This window comes from Serratia sp. (in: enterobacteria) (genome assembly GCF_051654945.1).
Taxonomy (GTDB): Bacteria; Pseudomonadota; Gammaproteobacteria; order Enterobacterales; family Enterobacteriaceae; genus Chania.
Genome location: NZ_JBOFZA010000086.1, coordinates 49,490 through 68,714 on the forward strand (window position 1 = coordinate 49,490; position 19,225 = coordinate 68,714).

The window sequence follows — 19,225 nt, forward strand, 5'->3', positions numbered from 1 at the left end:
AAATAATCATTACCCTATGCCAGCGATGGCTATACTTACCGCAGTAGCTACCACAGGTATCGCAGTTTCCTGAACTTTCCTGTCTTAACTGTCTGTGGAGTCGTTCCCATGACCAAACCCGCTAAAGCTCCCCGCCCGGTCAAAGCCCCAAGTTTTCTGGATGCTTTGCTGCCGATCGTCGCATTGATTCTGCTGGTCGGTGCCTCCGTTGCCCTGTTTGGTCTTGAAGCCGTCAACGGCCCATTGCAGGTGGCTATTATCCTCAGCACCATGCTTACGGCGATCATTATTCTAAAGAATGGCCATAGCTGGGAGGAGATCTCCGAGTCTGGTCGTAAAGGGATTGCCACCGTTTCCGGGGCCATCTTTATCCTGTTTTCCGTCGGGGCGCTGATTGGCACCTGGAACATGTCCGGCACCATTCCCACCATGGTGTATTACGGCATTGTCATGATCACCCCCAACTGGTTCTATCCAATCGCCTTTTTGGTCTGCGTTGGCGTGTCGTTGAGCATCGGCAGTTCCTGGACCACGGCGGGCACCTTGGGGGTCGGATTGGTCGGGCTGGCCAATATGCTCGGACTCTCGCCAGAAATTACGGCTGGAGCGGTGATCTCCGGCGCTTACGTCGGTGACAAGATCTCGCCGCTGTCTGAAAGTACCGTGCTGGCCGCCCAACTCAACGGCGTCGAATTATATAAACATATCCGTACCCAGCTGTGGACTACCGTGCCGGCGGCGGTCATTGCCCTGCTGGCTTTTATCCTGCTGGGGCTGAATCAGCACAGCGCTTTTGACAGCACCGTCACCAACAACGAACTGACACGCTTTAACGAACTGTTCCACATCACGCCGTGGAACCTGTTGCCGCTGATTTTCCTGTTGGCGCTATCGGTGGCCAAAGTGCCCGCCTCATTGGCGATCATGTGCTCAGCCTTGCTGGCCGGTATTATGACGTCCTTTATGCAGCCTCAGGTGATCGAGCGTTTTATTGTCGAACCTGACATGGCCAGCCCGCTGTTGGCCATCAAGGCGGTCTGGGTCGCGATGGCTACCGGCTTTCAGGAGAACTCAGGTATCGAGCAGATCGATGCCCTGCTTTCCCGTGGTGGTATGGACAGCATGCTGCTGACGATCTGGCTGATCATTGGCGCGGTAACGTTTGGCATTATGGTGGATGACTTCGGCCTGCTGAACAAACTGGTCACGCCGCTGCTGTTGCGGGCCAGAACCGTCGGCAAGCTGTTTACTTCGGTGGTGGCCACCGCGATCGGGCTGAACATTGCGGCTGGCGATCAGTACATTGCGTTGCTGCTGCCCACCCGGCTGTTCCGCGCCGAGTTTGCCAAGCGTGGGTTGGCGCCAGAAAACCTGTCACGCATCGTTTCGGATGCCGGGATTGTCACCTCTCCGCTGATCCCCTGGAACTCCTGCGGGGCATATATGGCGGCGGTGCTGGGTGTTTCCACCATGGCATACATGCCGTTTGCGGTGTTCAATATCGCCGCCCCGCTGCTCACCCTGGCCTTGGGGATCACCGGCTTTAATATTCGCCATATCCCCATTGCCACTGCGTCAAAAGGAAATGATCCGAGCCGTAAAGCGGTTGAGTAGTAATAACCGTGAAACCAGCACCGAGGCAATAAACACCAGGATCAGTAAGGTAAATTTCAGCGTGGCGTCATTAAAGTCATACAGCGTAGTAATGAAATAGAATACGCTGTAGTGAACAATATAGACGCCCACCATCGCCGGGCTGATAAACTCTACGATTCGGGTGAGCCATTGGCTCTTGATGGCGATATTATCAAACAGGATGAACAGCGCCAGGCTCATGCCCAACAGATGCAGATGCTCCAATACAAACCAGCCGGCAACGCTGATCTGGGTATGGGTTGACAGGTAGCGTTCATAGAAATACATGGAGACGCCGATAGGGATCACCAACAGCCTGGCGGCCAACAGTACGCCGGGTTTTTTGGTGAATCTGCGGCCCGGGGCCTCCCCCAGCACATGGCCAAAAATGTAGTAGCCACCCCAAATCCAGATAAACGAGTAGCTGGAGATAAACAGTGGATCGTCGTGGGTATCCAGCGGGCTGAATATGTCCAATACGGCAATAACGGCAACCAGAGCGGCGAAGACGAACCCGGTAATTTTAAGATGCTTAATTCCCTTAAGGATAATGGGGTAAATAAGATAGATGATCCCCATATTTAATAGTATGCCATTCTGTAAAATATAGCCCTGATGAATATATTGAGTTTTAATCAAAGATGAAACGATATTCCAAAAAATAATTATCATGATAATGGATTTTATCTTGACGATGATCTCCAGCCTGGTAAGTTTCTCCACCTCATCCATATAGCCGATAATGATAAAAAACAGCGGCTTGGAAATAATAGATACGAAGTACAACACCCCCATGGTATTGGCATGAAGGAAACACTCGAAGGCGCACATTTGGCTGGTCGAGAAGAAAGTGACGGCGGCAAAACAACTCAAACTCTTTAATGCCTGCTGACTGACGCTGTTGCCCATGGTTTTCCATCCATTAACGGGTCATTCGTGACCCACCCTGCTGTTTTTTATAAAAATAATCTTAGTACAATAAAGCCTGCTGTACAACGCGACAACATCACTATTAGCCTGATGTACAGCCATGGCATAAGAATTTCCTTAGAAACCGATGGACAGCCTTGGATATATTAACTATTTTTATGTAACACCTGTTTTTATGCTAAAAAGGCATTGCATGAGCAGTAAATTATCATGCTAACACCTACTTTATTTCATTGATTTATAACGATTAAATTAAAACGCAAATTACCTTGCCACGATCAGTCTCGTAAAAATGATGTATTATCTTTGATTTTGTTCTCTTTAAAGCATTGTAATGCGGGAATATTCTTATATCTGGTTTTTTATTCTACTCGGAGGCGGCATTTGAGCCACCGAGGGATGAACTGTGCTGATGTTGAAGGAAAAAGTTATTTGCGACAGGAAAAGCTGCCAGTAATGACTATGATTTAATCGTAAGTCTGTTGGTAACGTTATCCTTTAATTACGCAACACTTTATTTGACTCGGTGTCAGTAAGGAAAACCATGACGAGCTCATCAACGAATAAACTGTCCCTATGGTCACTCACCGCACTGGTAGTGGGCTCCATGATCGGGGCCGGTATATTTTCTCTACCGGCCACCTTTGGGCGTGCTACGGGAGGGTTTGGTGCCATCATCGCCTGGTGTATTGCGGGCGGTGGGATGTTAATGCTGGCTTTTGTGTTTCAAACGCTGGCGCAACGTAAACCCGATCTTGATTCCGGCGTTTTTATCTATGCCAAAGCCGGATTCGGTGACTACCTGGGATTTGCCTCTGCACTCGGCTTCTGGGCCGGGACCTGTATCGGTAACGTCTCTTATTTTGTGCTAATCAAGTCGACTCTGGGGGCTTTCTTCCCGATATTTGGCGACGGCAATACCATCCCAGCGGTGTTGGTGGCCTCGATCATTCTTTGGGCATTCCACATTCTGGTCCTACGTGGGGTAAAAAGTGCGGCGGCGATCAACACCATTGCCACCATCGCCAAAATCCTGCCAATCCTCATCTTCGTCATCGTGCTGATCTTTGCCTTCAAAAGTGACGTGTTTGCACTCAACTTTTGGGGAACACCAGAGGCCGCAGCCTCTTTGGCTAGCGTGGGGGATTTGTCTCATCTTGACGACTACGGCTATGTAGGGCATGCCGCCGCCGCCATCGTCCCTGCCGCAGAACCTGAATCCCTGTTCAGCCAGGTGCGTAGCACCATGCTGGTGACGGTATTCGTCTTCCTGGGGATTGAAGGTGCCAGCGTTTATTCCCGCTATGCCAAAGAACGCAGCCACGTAGGGATTGCTACGGTGCTGGGGTTCATCGGCGTGCTGTGCCTGTTGGTCCTGATCACCATGCTGTCTTATGGCGTGATGCTCCGTCCCGATCTGGCGGCGTTACGCCAACCTTCGATGGCGGGCGTGCTGGAGGCTATCGTTGGGCGCTGGGGGGCAATATTCATCAGCGTGGGCCTGATTGTCTCGGTACTGGGTGCTTACCTCTCCTGGTCTTTGCTGGCGGCAGAAGTGCTGTATTCCGCCGCGAAAAGCAAAAGTATGCCGAAGGTGTTTGCCACCGAAAACCGCAATGCGGTGCCTTCTTCCGCCGTCTGGCTGACCAACATCACCATTCAGGTGTTTTTGATCCTGACGCTGTTTAGCGATTACGCCTTCCAACTGGCGCTCGAACTGACCAGTTCCCTGACCTTGATCCCCTACCTGTTGGTGGGTGCCTATGGGCTGAAGCTGGCCCTGACCGGTGAAACCTACGAAACCGACAAACGCGATCACAAAAAGGATCTGATCTTCGCGCTGATTGCCACCTTCTACGCACTGCTGATGCTGTACGCCGGTGGTATGAAATATCTGCTGCTCTCCGCCATCATCTATGGCCCAGGCACATTGCTCTACATTATGGCCAAACGTGAACAACACGCGAAACTGTTCACTCCGGCCGAAATGGGACTTTTTATCATCGTTATGGTCGCCGCCATTGTCGCAATCTACAGCATTGCCACTGGCGTTATCACAATCTGATCGAGGCAAGTCATTATGTCGACGAAAAAAAAGACGCAGTCCAAGTTTGGTGTTCATTCAGAAGTAGGGAAATTGCATAAAGTGATGGTCTGCGCCCCCGGCAAGGCGCATAACCGGCTGACGCCAAGTAACTGTGATGAGCTGTTGTTCGATGACGTGCTGTGGGTTGAGCGCGCCAAGCGTGACCACTTTGACTTTATGACCAAGATGCGCGAACACGGCGTGGACGTGGTGGAAATGCACAACCTGCTGGCCGAAACCCTGGCGCTGCCTGAAGCCAGAAAATGGATACTGGATCAGCAGATTGTGCCCAATGAAGTGTCGCTCGGGATCCTGAAGGAAACCCGTAGCTTCCTGGATGGCCTGGCACCACGGGCCTTGGCAGAGGTACTGATCGGTGGCCTCTCCACCACCGAACTGGCCAAAGAAGGTTATGCAGACCATGAGGAGTTGAAGCTGATCCGTGAAGCGGTAGGCATCACCGAATACCTGCTGCCACCGCTGCCCAACACCCTGTATACCCGTGATACCACCTGTTGGATCTACGGCGGCGTAACCTTGAACCCGCTGTATTGGCCAGCCCGCCATGAAGAAACCATCCTGACCACGGCGATTTATAAGTTCCACCCGGACTTTGGTGAAGCCAACGTTAACGTCTGGTGGGGCGATCCAACGGTGCACCACGGCACCGCCACGTTAGAAGGTGGAGACGTGATGCCGATCGGTAACAAAACGGTGCTGATTGGCATGAGTGAGCGTACTTCTCACCAGGCGATTACCCAGTTGGCCGCTTCGCTGTTTGCCAACAAACATTCCGGCGTTGAGCGGGTAATGATTGCCGCGATGCCAAAACTGCGGGCCGCCATGCACCTGGATACGGTATTTACCTTCTGCGATCGCGATGTCGTCACCCTCTACCCGGCAATCGTCAATCAGATCAAAACCTTCTCACTGCGCCCGGATGATGGCCCAACCGGCATGAAGCTGAGCCGCGATAATGGCACCTTTGTTGAGGCCATTGCCGGGGCATTGAACCTGAAAAAACTGCGGGTGGTGGAGACCGAAGGTAACGACTACGATACCGAACGCCAGCAGTGGGATAGCGGTAACAACATGGTGGCGCTCTCTCCTGGGGTGGTGCTGGCCTACGATCGTAATACCAAAACCAATACCCAACTGCGTAAGGAAGGCGTGGAGGTGATTGAGATTGTGGGGAGTGAGCTGGGCCGTGGTCGTGGCGGCGGCCACTGTATGACCTGCCCGATTATCCGTGACGCCATCGATTATTAATCGCCAAGCGTGATGATAAAAGGCCGGATTTTCCGGCCTTTTCACGGGCGCAGCATGCTGCGCCCCTACATCAAAAACCTTCGGTGACAATCTTGGCGGCTGCGGCCAACACGTCTTTGCGAGCTTGGGCATCCTGCTGTGGCTGGGTAAAGTAAGTCACCAACACCAACGGCGCGTGGTTGGCTGGCCAGATAACGGCGATATCGTTAGTGGTACCGTAATCACCGCTGCCGGTTTTATCCCCAACGACCCAGGTAGTCGGTAGGCCTGCGCGAATGCTGGCTCCGCCAGTAGTATTCCCCTTCATCCATTCAACCAGTTGGGCACGTTGTGGTTCACCCAGCGCCTTGCCCAGGGTCAGGTTTTGCAGGCTTTTGGCCATGGCCAGCGGCGAGGTGGTGTCACGTTCGTCACCCGGAATTGCGGTATTCAAGGTAGGTTCGGTGCGATCGAGTCGGAACGTTTTATCGCCGATGCTACGCGCAAAGGTGGTCACTTTTGCCGGGCCGCCAAGATGCTCGAGGATCTTGTTCATCGCCGTGTTGTCGCTGTATTGAATGGTCGCGGCGCTGAACTCGCCCAGGGTCATCCCGGTATCCAGATGCTTTTCGGCGATCGGATTGTAGTTGACCAGATCGGATTGCTTGATAGCCATGCGCCGATCCAAAAGATTTTTATCCGTCTCACTCTGTTTTAACAGCGCCGAGACCGCCATCACCTTACTGGTGCTGCACATGGCAAAGCGCTCATCCCCACGATACAGGATCTGTGAGTTATCGCCGGTATCGATCAGCGCGACGCCCAAACGGCCGCCGGAGCTTTTTTCCAAATCAGCCAGTTGCTGCTGAATATTGTTTTTAGCATTAGCGGGTTGCGCCCACACCGATGCACTACCGAACAACAGCGGCATAACCGCAGCTACCATCAGGGTGGTCTGACGTAGTGTATTTTTAACCATGTTTGCCTCGCAGATTGGGGGATTAACGCATTGAGTTGATCTTCAGATGGCGGCAAATATCCCCTGTTAGGCGGTTATTGACAAGCGACAAGAATTTTCTCTAGCATAAAGAAAATCTTTTGGATAATGGCTATGCGCTCAAATCTTCCTCTTAATGCCCTGCGTGCCTTCGAAGCCTCTGCCAGACACCTGAGTTTCACTCGGGCCGCACTGGAACTGTATGTTACCCAGGCCGCCGTTAGCCAACAGGTTCGGCTGCTTGAAGAGCGCCTGGGGATGGTGCTGTTTAAACGCTTGCCCCGTGGGTTAGAAATGACGGAGGAGTCACGAGCGCTGTTTGCCGTGCTAACCGACGCCTTTGGCCATATTGAAAAGGCCTTCCGGCAGTTTGAAGGTGGCCAATTCCAGGAGGTGCTTACCGTGGCTGCCGTTGGCACTTTTGCCGTTGGCTGGCTGTTGCCGCGTCTGGACCGCTTCAGGCAAGAACACCCTTTTGTCGAACTGCGGCTGCGCACCAACAATAACGTGGTTAATCTGGCCGCCGAGGGGCTGGATTTCGCCATCCGTTTTGGCACAGGCCTGTGGCCATCAACCCAAAACGAATTGCTGTTTGATGCACCGCTGACCGTGTTGTGTACGCCAGCTACGGCTAAGCGGCTCACCACCCCCAGCGATCTGCTGAACGAAGATCTGCTGCGTTCTTATCGTGCCGAAGAGTGGGAAAACTGGTTTGCTGCCGCAGGTCTGCAAGCGGTACGAGTCAATGGTGCCATCTTTGATTCATCCCGCCTGATGATCGAGAGCGCTATCTATTCCGGTGGGGTGGCGTTGGCACCACCGAAGATGTTTGCCCGTGAACTGGACGGCGCGCAACTGGTCCGCCCATTTGCTACCGAAATCAATATGGGAAGCTACTGGTTAACCTATTTGAAATCGAAAAATATGACGCCCGCCATGGAGATATTCCGCGATTGGTTACTCAAGGAAGCACAAGAGACATAACCTACGGGCTCATCCCCCCTCACCCCAGCCCTCTCCCAATGCGATAGCCGTGCACTCACTGAAGGGAATAAGTCCAGAGCCGCAGTTAGCTATGGAGGTCAATTTGGTAGCACGGACGGTTCCCTCTCCCTGTGGGTTAGGAAGAGGGGCGTCTGCGTTATTGCAGCTCCTCGCGGATGCGTTTGGCCGTGCTTTGCAACAGCTTATAGGCCTCATAGCGCCTGGCGTGCAGTTGGCAGAAATCCGCATTCGGTTGATAATGGCTATCCAGCTCGGAAAACTGCGCCATCGCCTGCTCCACCGAGCCGGCAACCTTGCCCGCCACGGCACCGAGGATCGCCGAACCCAGCAATACCGGCTCTTCCGCCTTGGTTGCCAGCACCGCGCAGCCACAACTATCCGCCAGCAACTGCCGCACCAACGGATGCCGACCGGCACCGCCGCTGATAACAATATTATCAACGGTGACGCCCATCTGAGACTGGGCATCGAGTATTTGCCTTAAGCCATAGCCAATCCCGCAGATACCGGCAACATACAAGGCCACCAGATTATCGAGATTGCTCTCCATACCCAGCCCAGAAACGATGGCGCGGGAATGCGGATCGGCAAAAGGTGCTCGGTTGCCAAGGAACTCGGGCACCACGTGCAAGCCATTGGCGAGTGTTGCCGCTGCCGACACCGCTGGCATTTTCGCCAGCGCCAGGTCGGCCAACAAGGTTGGCAGTGATACGCCCAACGCTTTAGCCTGCTCCGCCGCCTCGGCTGCTGCCGGATGGAAAGAGACCAACTGCTTGATCGCTGCTCCAGCCGCACTTTGCCCACCTTCATTCAGCCAGCATCCCGGCACCATGGCTGAGTAATACGGCCCCCAAACGCCCGGCACGAAGGCTGGCTTTTGCGTGGTGGTCATCGTGCATGATGAAGTACCAAACACGTAGGCCATATTGCTGGTGACACCGCCACCGACGCCAACGGTACCAATCCCGCCAGCGTGGGCATCAATCAGGCCCACGGCAACAGGCGTACCCGCCACTAGCCCCATTTCTTCAGCCGCTTCTGCCGTCAGGCCGTTGCCACAAGGCGTGCCTGGCTCTTTGATGCTATCCCCGATACGGCGGAACTCTTCGTTTGCCAATTCCTCAAGGCCGATGGTGCGGAAATAGTCCGCGTCCCAACGTTTCTCATGGGCCAGATAGGTCCATTTGCAAGTCACGGTACAGACGGAACGTGCCAGATCCCCGGTAGCACGCCAGGTCAGGAAATCGGCAAGATCGAAGAACTGCCAGGCGTTGTCGTAGACCGCGCGCCGGTGCTCTTTCAGCCAGAGCAGTTTGGGTGTTTCCATTTCCGGCGAGATTTTACCGCCCACATAGTTGAGTACCGGATGCCCGGTGGCGTTGATCCGCTCGGCCTGCTCGGTTGCCCGATGGTCCATCCACACGATAATGTTACGGTCGGGATCTTCGGATGGCCCTACCGCCAATGGCTGGCCTGCGGCATCCAGCACCACCAGGGAACAGGTGGCATCAAAACCGATGCCTGCCACGTTGTCTGGAGAAATCCCGGCAGCGGCAACCGCCTGCCTGATACTGGTACACACCGCTTGCCATATCTCACGGCTAGATTGTTCAACATGGTGTTCCGGGCCGCGGAACAAGGTAATCTCCTGGCTGGCGTGCGCCAACATGACACCGGACAGATCAAAAACGCCTGCCCGTGCGCTACCTGAACCCACATCGACGCCGATAACGACCTGCTGCTTGTTGTTCATCATTTTTCACCTATCAAAGATCGACACTGTTTGGCAGGATCACCAGGTCGCGCACGGTAACATTCTTCGAGCGCGTGACCATAAATAACACCGCTTCGGCCACTTCCCTTGGCTGCATCAGACTACCGTTGGCCAGAGCCTCTTCCATTTTGGCTTTTGGCCAATCGTCCAGCAACGCTGTCACCACCGGCCCTGGCAACACCGCGCCAACCCGCACGCCATACTGTGCCACCTGACGGCGCGTTGAGTGCACAAACGCCTGAACGGCAAACTTTGAGGCGGTATAAATAGGTTCCCAAATTACCGGCACCACCCCGGCAATTGAGCTGGTAAACAGGATATCGCCAGATTTTTGTTCGATAAGATGCGGCAATACCGCCTGAACGCTGCGGAACGCGGCGTTGATATTGAGATTAAGCACGCGATCCCAGACGTCCGGATCGCCTTCCGCCACCGGTCCGCCAATATAGGCACCAGCATTGGCGTGAAAAATGTCGAGGCGCCCGGCAGCCGCCAGAATACCAGGCAACATGCCAGAAACCTGCTGCGGGTTGAGCAGATCGACAACCAGTGGGAAAGCGTTGTCGCCAAGTTCATCGGTAAGGCGCTGTAGCTTTTCCTGGTCGCGGTCGATCAGCACCACTTTAGCTCCGGCTTGCAAGAAAATGCGGGCGCATTCCAGGCCGATACCCGAGGCCGCGCCGGTGATCGCAGCGACCTTACCTTTGAGGGAGAAATTCAATGGGGTGAAATCTGTCATGGCTGGGTTCCTTAATTAAACAAGAGATCAAATCGTCACGACGAAATAACCGCGTGTTAATTCATCGCGTTAAGCATGGGTTGGCCCCTCACCCTCGCCCTAAACATGCGTTCATGGGATCCCGGCTTTTATCAGGGTAGAGGGCTGCGGGGCGGAGAAATTGCTCCCGTCACAAACTTATTTACGCACCGCTTGCTCACGGCGCTCAATCGATTGAGCATCATTGCGACTTTTTATTTTTACTGTCAAGATATAGAAAATTGGGGAGCGAAATTTGTGACTGGCTTCAAAGCAAAAAAAACGACAATTTACGATTTGGCAGAATTGGCCGGGGCCTCCTCAAGCGCGGTGAGCGCCGTGCTCAACGGCAGTTGGAAAAAGCGCCGCATCGGTGCTCAACTGGCAGAAAAAATCCTGCGCATCGCTGAAGAACAAGGCTATACCGTCAATCAACAGGCCAGCCTGCTGCGCCGTCGTAAATCGACGATGATCGGCATGATCGTCCCCAAATATGACAACCGCTATTTCGGTTCCATCGTCGAACGGTTCGAGTCGATGGCCCGTGAACGCGGCCTGTTCCCGGTGATCACCTGTACCAGTCGCGATCCTGAATTGGAAATCGAAGCGGCCCGTACCATGCTTTCCTATCAGGTTGACTGGATCATCTCAACCGGGGCCACCGCACCCGACAAAATCACCGAGATCTGCGCCGCTTCCGGCATTTCCACGCTGAACCTCGATCTGCCAGGCACCCTCGCCCCTTCGGTGATCACCGACAACTATGCCGGCGCCAAAGAGTTGACGTTACGCATCCTGGCGAACTGCGAAAAACGGCTAGGCCGCTTCAAGCCGCTGATTTTCGTTGGGGGACGCGGCCTTGACCATAACACCACGGAACGCCTGCGTGGTTTCAGGGATGCACACCGTCAATTGGGCGTTGAGGTTGTCGAACAGAACCTGCTGGCCTGCGGTTATTCGCCAGACAAGGCCGAGCAGGCGCTAAAAGCCTTTATTGCCGAAGGCGGCGATCTGCACACCGGGCTATTCGTCAACTCAACGATCTCGCTGGAAGGCGTGATGCGCTGGCTGGTGGCCTCCGGCTATCGCGGTGACAAACAGCCCGTGATGGGCTGCTTTGACTGGGACCCTTTCGTCCTGCTGTTAGGCCATGACATTGTGATGGTGCGCCAGGACGTGGAGAAGATGTTGCAAGCGGCGTTTACGCTGATCGATGCCAACTCGCAGGAAAAACAGCTGATTGAAATACCCCCGATCTTCCCAGAGACGCTTTGAGGCCGCTTACACGATCTTGGATTTTTTGATGCGGTACATGGTGGAGTCCCCATCGGCCAGTAAGGCTTCCAGGCTGTGGGGCGCGGCGGGATCGAACTCGACGATGCCATAGGAGAACGCCAACTGGTAAGGCGTGATCCGCGAGGAATTATGCTGATCCACATAGCGCTGCAGAGCCAAAATCCCCTGCTCGGCCTCGTTTTTGGTGCGATTGCCCATCAACGCGACAAACTCGTCACCTCCCAGCCGGGCGATGACATCAAAGTAACCAAACACCTGTTTCATCAACTCGGAAAAGTAGACCAGCGCCCGGTCGCCTTCCCCATGGCCGTAGGCGTCGTTAATCATTTTGAACTTGTCGAGGTCAATAAATACCAGACTGGCCTTGAGCCCTTTCACCTGGCAATGGTGCAGCATGCGGTCAGCCAGGGAGATAAAACCACGGCGATTGGATATTTGTGTCAGTTCGTCAGAAGTCGAGGCCTGAAAGGCGCGTAGCTCGTCCTCTACCATTGAGGCCAGATCGCGCAGCGCCACCGCATCTTCGTCATCAAACAGGCGGGGTTGATCGTCGATCAGGCACAGAGTGCCCATCTTGAGATCGCCGGAAAAACGCAATGGACAACCGGCGTAGAACCGCACGTGCGGCGCATCTTTGACAAACGGGTTATCTGCAAAGCGTGCATCCTGCAACGTATCGGGAACCAGCAGAATATCGTTACCCAGGATTGCATGGCCGCACAGGGAGAGATCCCTTGGGGTTTCCGTCGCGTCCCCCAATCCACAGCTGGATTTGAACCATTGGCGGTTTTCATCAATCAGGCTGACCAAAGCAATCGGCACGCTGAACAGCCGCCGGGCCATACGGGTCACCCGGTCGAAGCGCTCTTCTGGCAGGGTATCCAGCAGATGCAGGGAACGCAGAGCCTTCAATCGCTGTACTTCATTCTCAGGTATCTCTGGCGTTTTCATTGCTACATCAACTCCGATTAAACTCTGGGTGTTTCTCTAAAAAGCACAACAGCATGCTGCAGGATAATATCGTTCGCCACCGCTGGCAATCCGATGCACAAAACAGATGCCACTTTCCCCCTGTTTTCAGCCGTTTGATTTGTTCACGACTGCCTAAACTGGGCGTTTAGCTTAAATGCAAGGCATCCGGCGTGGCAAAACCGTTTTTACGCAGTGGCAATTTAGATGACGTTCTCACTTTGGGGGAAAATGGACAACCGGTTTATGCGTTGGCAGCGCAGTTACGTGAGGCGTTGCGCCTCCAGCAGCAGCCAGCCGTAGCGGACTGTCTGGCGATCCCGCTTCCCAACGCACAAGGCGACCGCATTGACTGGTACGCGCCAATTGCTGGACGAGCAATCTCCTGGCATGCAGCCGATGAACAACAACGAGCCGCCGCCCTACCGCTGTTGGAGCATTGCCAGAATACCGTCGAAGCCATTACCCTGCGCGCTCGCCACAGCGGCAAAGCCAGCCTGCAAATGTTTGCGGCGTTGCTCAGCAAAGCCATGCAGTTTCCGGATCAGAACGCGGTTTTCCTGGTGGATGGCAAGCCGGTGCTCACCTTCTGGGGATGTGTGAAAGCCGATGGCCAAATCCGCAGCGCGCCTTTGGATTGCCTGCGCCCGAAAGCTCGCCCTGCGCCACCGATAGTTCTGCCCATCGCCGAACCCGTTGTTGAACCCATCGCCGAACCCGTTGTTGAACCCATTGCCGAACCGGAGCCCTTACCTCTGCCTACCGTGGAGGCAGACAAGCCTCGCCATGCCTGGTGGTTACTGCTACTGCCAGCCGTGTTCATTCTGGCCACCGCGATCTGGTTGTCGCTCTCCAAATCCACTGTTCAGCCACCGATCACAGTCGTTGAACCAGTCAAGTTCCGGCCCAGGCCGGTGATTGCTCCTGTGGCGCTACAGCTGCCATTAGCCCATGCAGAGGTGCTGCCTCCACCGGTCATCACGCCGGTCGTGGTCGATAAACTGGCGTTGACGTTACCGGCCGAGGCGGTAAAGGCCGGTTCTACCGCCTTCCTTAACGGTAAATGGCGCGTCACCTTGGCCATCAAGGATCCGCTGACCGGCAAACCGCCAAGCCTGCTGTATCAGTTTAAAAATGGCAAAGGCATCGCCAGGATCGTTCAGGGTGACAAAGTCACCTGCCGGGTCGAGGCCCATGCCGGTCTGATGCAGTCCGGCAATCTGGTGATCAACAGCCGTACCAAGGCCCGTTGCAGCGACGGTTCCCGCTATCAAATGCCGGAACTGGTGTGTAAGCAAGGTGATGCTACAGCAGCAGAATGCAGCGGGCGTTACGGCAACAGCGAAACGGTATTCCCTATGACGATCAAGCGCGAGAGTAAATAATGTTGGCGACCCCCATCGCATATCCGCAGCGCGTTACGCTGATACCCAACAGCGGGATCCAATTTCTGGACTTCGCCGTTACGCCGGTGCTGGATGCCGAGCGTCCAGGTAAATTTGTCCGTCAGACCGCCAATGGCCCACTGTTGCGGCTGAACTACCACCAGGCCAAAGACAGATATTTCCTGCCGGTGGCGCCCGGCGAACCGGCTGAAATGGTTCGCCCTGAATTCAGCTTCGCTTTGGAGCAGTCCTTGCGGCTGCTTGACCGAATTTGGTTGCCCTTGCCGTTTCTGCGCTTCAATCCCCCAAGCAGCTTTCTGAGCGGGCCGGACAACTGGGCGCGAATGCAAATCAGGCAGTTGGCCCAGCCGGACCGGCAAGGCCATACGCTGCGTATTACGCTGGCCTTTGATACTCAGGTCTATCCAGCAGGGCATGAACACCAGCAGTTGGCCCCTACTCAACAGGACATCGCCACCGGCCTGAGCTTTGCACTGGCGCACCAAAGCCAGGATCTGGGTGATTTTCTGGATGCCACATGGGTCGACGGCTGGTTGCGCGAGGCGTTTTGCCAACAGGCCAGCGACCTGGAGCAGCGCCCGGAGCGCAATATCAACGCTTCGCTGCGCGAATTTGAATATCAGGCTCATTATCTGAACCTGCTGCAACTGCTGGCCAGCCAACTGAACGTGCCGGATATCTCGCTAGGCAGTGATGTGCAGCAATCCGCAGTGAATGTGGATCTGATCCTCGATGTCGGCAACTCGCATACCTGTGGCATCCTGGTAGAGGATCACCCGGCGGAACGTAACGGTTTGAAGTACAGTTATGAGCTGCAACTGCGCGATCTCAGCGAACCGCATTATCGGCATCAAGGGCTATTTTCCAGCCGTACGGAGTTTGCCCCCGCCAACTTCGGCAAAGCCAATTATTCGTTTGAAAGTGGCCGTGACGATGCGTTTCTCTGGCCCTCGCTGACTCGGGTTGGCCATGAAGCCTGCCGATTGGCACAGCAGCGGCAAGGCGATACGGCATCTACCGGCCTTTCCAGCCCACGGCGCTATCTGTGGGATGAGGAGGGTTACGCTCCCGGCTGGCGTTTCAACCGCACGGCAGAACTCAGCCTGCAGGAACCGCCCGCGATCGCAACGCCGTTGGCTCAGTTGATCAACGACCAAGGTCAGCCATTATCCAGCCTGCCACCGGATGAGCGCCTGCCGGTTTTCACCCCGCACTATAGCCGTAGCTCGGTGATGGCCCTGATGTTGAGCGAACTGCTGGCCCAGGCTCTGATGCAGATCAACGACGTGGCCCAGCGGCTAACCCTGCGTGACAGCTCGGCGCCCCGCCGTTTGCGTAATATCATTCTGACCCTGCCTTCCGCCATGCCGGTACCGGAACGGGAAATCTTCCGCCTGCGGATGCATGAGGCGATCGCGCTCGTATGGCAAGCGATGGGCTGGCATTCAAGCCTGGTGCCGTTACCTGCCGTACAGATGGAGTGGGATGAAGCCACCTGCGGCCAGATGGTCTATCTGTATAACGAAATCCAGGTCAACTTTGCGGGCCAGGCCGGGGCGTTCTTTAGCGCCATGGCGCGTCCAGACTCTGCCGAACCTGGGAAAACGCTGCGTATCGCCTCGGTGGATATCGGCGGTGGCACCACCGATCTGGCCATCACCCAGTATCGTCTGGAAGAGACGATGGGTAACAACGTCAAGGTAACGCCACATCTGCTGTTCCGCGAAGGGTTCAAGGTTGCGGGCGATGACATTTTGCTGGAGGTGATCCGCCTGTATCTGCTACCCGCGCTACAGGCCGAGTTCAAACGCGTTGGCGTGGCTGAGCCAGCAATGCTGATGGCCGAGCTGTTTGGTCAGGAAGAGGTATCGGTGCTGCGGCAACAAGTGACACTGCAACTTTTCATTCCGCTGGCTCAGGCGATCCTGGAACGCTACGAAAGCTTCACCCCGGTGCAGACCCGCAGCGAGATTGACGCCACATTGGGTGAACTGTTGCCGCAACAACCCACCGATAGCGTATTGAAATATATCAACGCCGCGGTGCAACGCGGCTTACCGGCAGAAGCCGAACCTTTCGATGTCTTGCTGACACCGTTAATAATGCGGCTGAGCCACCTTCACGCCGAGTTCCTGGCCCCGCGCATGGCGCTTACCCGCAATCTGCGTCTGTTGACCGAGGTGATCGCCCTGCACAACTGCGATGTGCTGTTGCTAACCGGCCGCCCCTCGCGTTTTCCCGGCATTCAGGCCCTGTTCCGGCAGCTCCAGCCTGTTCCCATCAACCGCATAGTGTCGCTGGATGGTTATCACGCCAGCGGTTGGTATCCTTTCAGTCAGCAAGGACGGATCGACAATCCCAAATCCACTGCGGCGGTGGGAGCCATGCTGTGTCTGTTAGCATTGGAATTGCGCTTGCCCGGCGTTTACTTCAAGGCAGCCGACTTCCGCCCTTATTCCACCGTCCGTTATCTGGGCCGTCTGGATATGGATAATCGCCTGCCCGCCAATCAGGTTTACTATGCCGACCTCGATCTGGATACCCCGGATGGCGGTCTGGACAGCAGCGTCAGCTTTGACCTCAATGGAGCATTGTGCCTGGGGTTCCGCCAGCTGAATAACGAGCATTGGCCCGCAGCGCCGCTGTTTACCCTGACGGTTATCGACCCGCAGCTGGCGCGCAACCTGGCAGGCGATAACCTGTTGCGGGTGAAAATTGCCCCACAGCCGGACTTTCCCGCTCGCTGGGACATCACCGCTGCCGAACTGGAAGATGGTAGCCCGGTGCCCACCGAGCATCTGCAACTCAAATTAAATACGCTGATCGACAGCGCCGCCGGGGCTACCCATTATTGGATCGACAGCGGGAGCGTTTTTGCATGAAGTCAGTCAGCCACCCTGTTACCCCACTCACCCAGCGCTGGGCGTTACTAAACCAAGGTATCGATCGAGCGCTGGCCTGGGCGGGTAATGCGCACTTGCAGCCCCCGCGTTTCACGCTGGAAGCCCCCACCTTGATGCTTAATCTACGCCGTTGCCGCATCCGGCTTCATCGTCTGACGTCTGCCGCAGCTCAACGGGGGGCACTGGGTTTTTATGGCCGATCGCAGGCGGCAAAAAACTATCTGATCGCCGCGTTGGCAACGGCTGAAGCCGGTTATCTGGCAACCACCTTCGCCGGTAAGACGCTGGATTACCTGACGCATATCCGCCCGGGGCATTCTGCCGTTGGGGTGGCGATCCGCTTTAGCCACGCGGCACCGCAACCAGATCCTGATTACCCGGTACAGCTAACATTGCTAACGGCGGCGGAGTTGGTCTGCATGTTGGCCCGTAGCAGCAATACACCATTGTCAGTGGCGGAAAGCACAACCGGCGAACTGCTCGCCTCGTTGACCAAACGCTGCCAACACCAGGTGGTACCAGGTATCAGCGCGGATGATATCGTCACCATTTGGGACGCTCTGCGTCACGATGACCCGCAGTTACAGCAGTTCTGGGACAGCAAATATTGGCCAAACGCATTAGCGATCGCCCCCTATCTGGCAATTGACGATCGGGCGCAACTATTTGCTCCGCTGTGGGGTGCAGAGCCGGCATTGACCGAATGTTATCGCCGGCTGGCTTACCGGCTGGATCAGTTAGCTAACGCCCCCAGCGTGTTGGCTCCACTCAGCCTGCTGACGGATGAAAATCAGCACCCCAGTTACGGCATTTTGACGCCGGCAAATCTGGAGGAGACCGCTGACAAGGTTCAGATCAGGCTCGATTTCGACGTGATGACAATACCCGTAGGCGAGCTGAACCTGTTAACCGCCGAATTGCTGATCCCCTTGCAGAGTAAACCGTCCCATAGTGAACTTGCGTCAACCGATTACCTGGATCTGCCTGCCTGCACGGCAGATAGCATGGGTCTGCCCACTGTTAACCGACGTTTGCAGCAGGCCAAGAGCCTCACGTTACTGCAGCGCTACAGCGACCAGCAGGCCATGCAAGCCTTGATCGTCTGCCATGCAGCGGCCTGCCGTGAAGAAGCCACCATGGTAGGCCAGGCGCTGGATCATTGGGTACAGCAACATCAGGAGTTGGACAGCCTTGGCCATCCTGACTTGATTTGGGCATTCACGCCGTACGATCGGCGATCGTCTCCCCATTTTGACCAAGCCGTACAGCGTTACGTTGGTCACCCCGGAGAGGTTTGGGGCACCCTGCTGGCGATGACTGAAGATGAGCTCCGGCGTATGGCTGACTATCTGCTGATCTCGGTAAATGACGCCGCACGCCACAACCGCCTGCAACGGCGCTTCGAACGACTGGAGTTGGATCTGCGGCAAAATCTGCTCGGCCGCTGGCTAAGCGTGGAAGCTGAGGATAAAGCCCCGCTCGCCAAGGCTACGGTAAAAGCGTTGCAAGCACGCACGACGCTGCATGGCGAACTGCTGGAGCACCTGTTGCCAGATCGCAATGCACTGCAGCAACTCTTTTGCCAACAGCAGCAAGATCGCCCACATAGTGACGATCCTCTGGCGATCGAGTTAGATCTGTTTGATGAACAACCAACGGCGGCAGCTACACTAAAGTCTGGCGCTAACGCCGTATTGCGGGTGCAACAGTTATGGATCACCCAGTTGCGTAATCTGGCTGATAATCGTGCATTAATCGACCTGCTGGCAGTTGAAACCGCCACCTTGACCACGTTGGGGGATGAGTTGATCACCGCCAGCTTCCGCTTGGATATCTGGCAGCGGCTAGACCACGCGTTGGCCGAACCGGAGCATACCGGCAACAGCAGGGAAAATCTCGTTGAACGGCAGATTGCCTGTACCTTGACGGTGCTGGGGGATTTTGTCGCCTGGCTTGGCTTCCAGTTGCGCCCACAGGAACAGAGGCCGGAAAGCCGCATTAACCGCGGTCATAAGATTTTCACCAAACCCAGCCAGAGTGCCGACTTGCGTTTGACAGCGTTACCTGTGGAACCGATCAATAATAGTGCGCTCTATATCTACGATTGGCTGGTGGGGTTGTATCATTTAATCGCGGAAAACGCGGGCCATGGTGGTGCGCAAGCGCTTAATAAGCCACAGCGGCAACGATTAGAACGTATTATTCAGGAAATGGCCTAG

General features: G+C 55.3%; 13 protein-coding genes. 8 read left to right on the plus strand and 5 right to left on the minus strand.

Annotation, left to right across the window (positions count from 1 at the left end):
* Positions 1–108: 108 nt before the first annotated feature.
* Entirely contained in the window at positions 109–1,614 is a 1,506-nt protein-coding gene (locus ACRDCA_RS20410; protein WP_438691184.1) for a Na+/H+ antiporter NhaC family protein, read from the plus strand.
* On the opposite strand, the gene ACRDCA_RS20415 is transcribed toward ACRDCA_RS20410, so the two are convergent.
* Complete coding sequence (locus tag ACRDCA_RS20415; protein WP_438691185.1) at positions 1,576–2,544, minus strand: acyltransferase family protein; 969 nt, start codon at positions 2,542–2,544, stop codon at positions 1,576–1,578. The genes ACRDCA_RS20410 and ACRDCA_RS20415 overlap by 39 nt on opposite strands.
* Positions 2,545–3,109: 565 nt before the next feature.
* Here ACRDCA_RS20415 and ACRDCA_RS20420 point away from each other — a divergent pair.
* Positions 3,110–4,630, plus strand: a complete 1,521-nt coding sequence (locus tag ACRDCA_RS20420) for an amino acid permease (RefSeq protein ID WP_438691186.1) — start codon at positions 3,110–3,112, stop codon at positions 4,628–4,630.
* A gap of 15 nt (positions 4,631–4,645) precedes the next feature.
* Complete coding sequence (arcA, locus tag ACRDCA_RS20425; protein ID WP_438691187.1) at positions 4,646–5,920, plus strand: arginine deiminase; 1,275 nt, start codon at positions 4,646–4,648, stop codon at positions 5,918–5,920.
* Positions 5,921–5,990: 70 nt separating this feature from the next.
* On the opposite strand, the gene blaFONA is transcribed toward arcA, so the two are convergent.
* Positions 5,991–6,878, minus strand: coding sequence for an FONA family class A beta-lactamase (gene blaFONA / locus ACRDCA_RS20430; RefSeq protein WP_438691188.1), 888 nt, complete (start codon positions 6,876–6,878; stop codon positions 5,991–5,993).
* Between the two features lie 132 nt (positions 6,879–7,010).
* Here blaFONA and ACRDCA_RS20435 point away from each other — a divergent pair, with 132 nt between their 5' ends.
* Positions 7,011–7,880: a LysR substrate-binding domain-containing protein gene (locus tag ACRDCA_RS20435; RefSeq protein ID WP_438691189.1), complete on the plus strand. Its 870-nt coding sequence runs from the start codon at positions 7,011–7,013 to the stop codon at positions 7,878–7,880.
* A 157-nt stretch (positions 7,881–8,037) separates the two neighbouring features.
* Here ACRDCA_RS20435 and ACRDCA_RS20440 read toward each other — a convergent pair whose 3' ends face one another.
* Entirely contained in the window at positions 8,038–9,654 is a 1,617-nt protein-coding gene (locus ACRDCA_RS20440; RefSeq protein WP_438691229.1) for an FGGY-family carbohydrate kinase, read from the minus strand.
* Between the two features lie 13 nt (positions 9,655–9,667).
* The gene (locus ACRDCA_RS20445; protein ID WP_438691190.1) at positions 9,668–10,414 is read right to left on the minus strand and encodes an SDR family oxidoreductase; all 747 of its coding nucleotides are present in this window, start codon (positions 10,412–10,414) and stop codon (positions 9,668–9,670) included.
* A gap of 276 nt (positions 10,415–10,690) precedes the next feature.
* Here ACRDCA_RS20445 and ACRDCA_RS20450 point away from each other — a divergent pair, with 276 nt between their 5' ends.
* Positions 10,691–11,707 carry a LacI family DNA-binding transcriptional regulator gene (locus ACRDCA_RS20450; protein WP_438691191.1) on the plus strand — a complete coding sequence of 339 codons (1,017 nt, stop codon included), beginning with the start codon at positions 10,691–10,693 and terminating at the stop codon, positions 11,705–11,707.
* Positions 11,708–11,713: 6 nt separating this feature from the next.
* Here the strand turns inward: ACRDCA_RS20450 and ACRDCA_RS20455 are convergent, their stop codons facing one another.
* Positions 11,714–12,679, minus strand: a complete 966-nt coding sequence (locus ACRDCA_RS20455) for a diguanylate cyclase domain-containing protein (RefSeq protein WP_438691192.1) — start codon at positions 12,677–12,679, stop codon at positions 11,714–11,716.
* Positions 12,680–12,870: 191 nt separating this feature from the next.
* On the opposite strand from ACRDCA_RS20455, the gene ACRDCA_RS20460 reads away from it, so the two are divergent.
* Genes ACRDCA_RS20460 through ACRDCA_RS20470 form a run of 3 tightly spaced genes read left to right on the plus strand, consistent with a single transcriptional unit; the run spans position 12,871 to position 19,225 of the window.
* Positions 12,871–14,082 carry an SrfA family protein gene (locus ACRDCA_RS20460; protein WP_438691193.1) on the plus strand — a complete coding sequence of 404 codons (1,212 nt, stop codon included), beginning with the start codon at positions 12,871–12,873 and terminating at the stop codon, positions 14,080–14,082.
* A complete protein-coding gene (locus ACRDCA_RS20465; RefSeq protein WP_438691194.1) occupies positions 14,082–16,985 on the plus strand; it encodes a virulence factor SrfB in 2,904 nt (967 codons plus the stop codon). Before ACRDCA_RS20460 ends, ACRDCA_RS20465 begins: the two co-directional genes overlap by 1 nt.
* Positions 16,982–19,225, plus strand: a complete 2,244-nt coding sequence (locus ACRDCA_RS20470; RefSeq protein ID WP_438691195.1) for a virulence factor SrfC family protein — start codon at positions 16,982–16,984, stop codon at positions 19,223–19,225. The genes ACRDCA_RS20465 and ACRDCA_RS20470 overlap by 4 nt, the downstream gene beginning before the upstream one ends.

What these genes read in the sequence shown, in the direction of transcription:
- ACRDCA_RS20410 (WP_438691184.1), top strand. Translation starts at nt 109, where the DNA reads ATGACCAAACCCGCTAAAGCTCCCCGCCCGGTCAAAGCCCCAAGTTTT.
- ACRDCA_RS20415 (WP_438691185.1), bottom strand. Translation starts at nt 2,544, where the DNA reads ATGGGCAACAGCGTCAGTCAGCAGGCATTAAAGAGTTTGAGTTGTTTT.
- ACRDCA_RS20420 (WP_438691186.1), top strand. Translation starts at nt 3,110, where the DNA reads ATGACGAGCTCATCAACGAATAAACTGTCCCTATGGTCACTCACCGCA.
- arcA (WP_438691187.1), top strand. Translation starts at nt 4,646, where the DNA reads ATGTCGACGAAAAAAAAGACGCAGTCCAAGTTTGGTGTTCATTCAGAA.
- blaFONA (WP_438691188.1), bottom strand. Translation starts at nt 6,878, where the DNA reads ATGGTTAAAAATACACTACGTCAGACCACCCTGATGGTAGCTGCGGTT.
- ACRDCA_RS20435 (WP_438691189.1), top strand. Translation starts at nt 7,011, where the DNA reads ATGCGCTCAAATCTTCCTCTTAATGCCCTGCGTGCCTTCGAAGCCTCT.
- ACRDCA_RS20440 (WP_438691229.1), bottom strand. Translation starts at nt 9,654, where the DNA reads ATGAACAACAAGCAGCAGGTCGTTATCGGCGTCGATGTGGGTTCAGGT.
- ACRDCA_RS20445 (WP_438691190.1), bottom strand. Translation starts at nt 10,414, where the DNA reads ATGACAGATTTCACCCCATTGAATTTCTCCCTCAAAGGTAAGGTCGCT.
- ACRDCA_RS20455 (WP_438691192.1), bottom strand. Translation starts at nt 12,679, where the DNA reads ATGAAAACGCCAGAGATACCTGAGAATGAAGTACAGCGATTGAAGGCT.
- ACRDCA_RS20465 (WP_438691194.1), top strand. Translation starts at nt 14,082, where the DNA reads ATGTTGGCGACCCCCATCGCATATCCGCAGCGCGTTACGCTGATACCC.
- ACRDCA_RS20470 (WP_438691195.1), top strand. Translation starts at nt 16,982, where the DNA reads ATGAAGTCAGTCAGCCACCCTGTTACCCCACTCACCCAGCGCTGGGCG.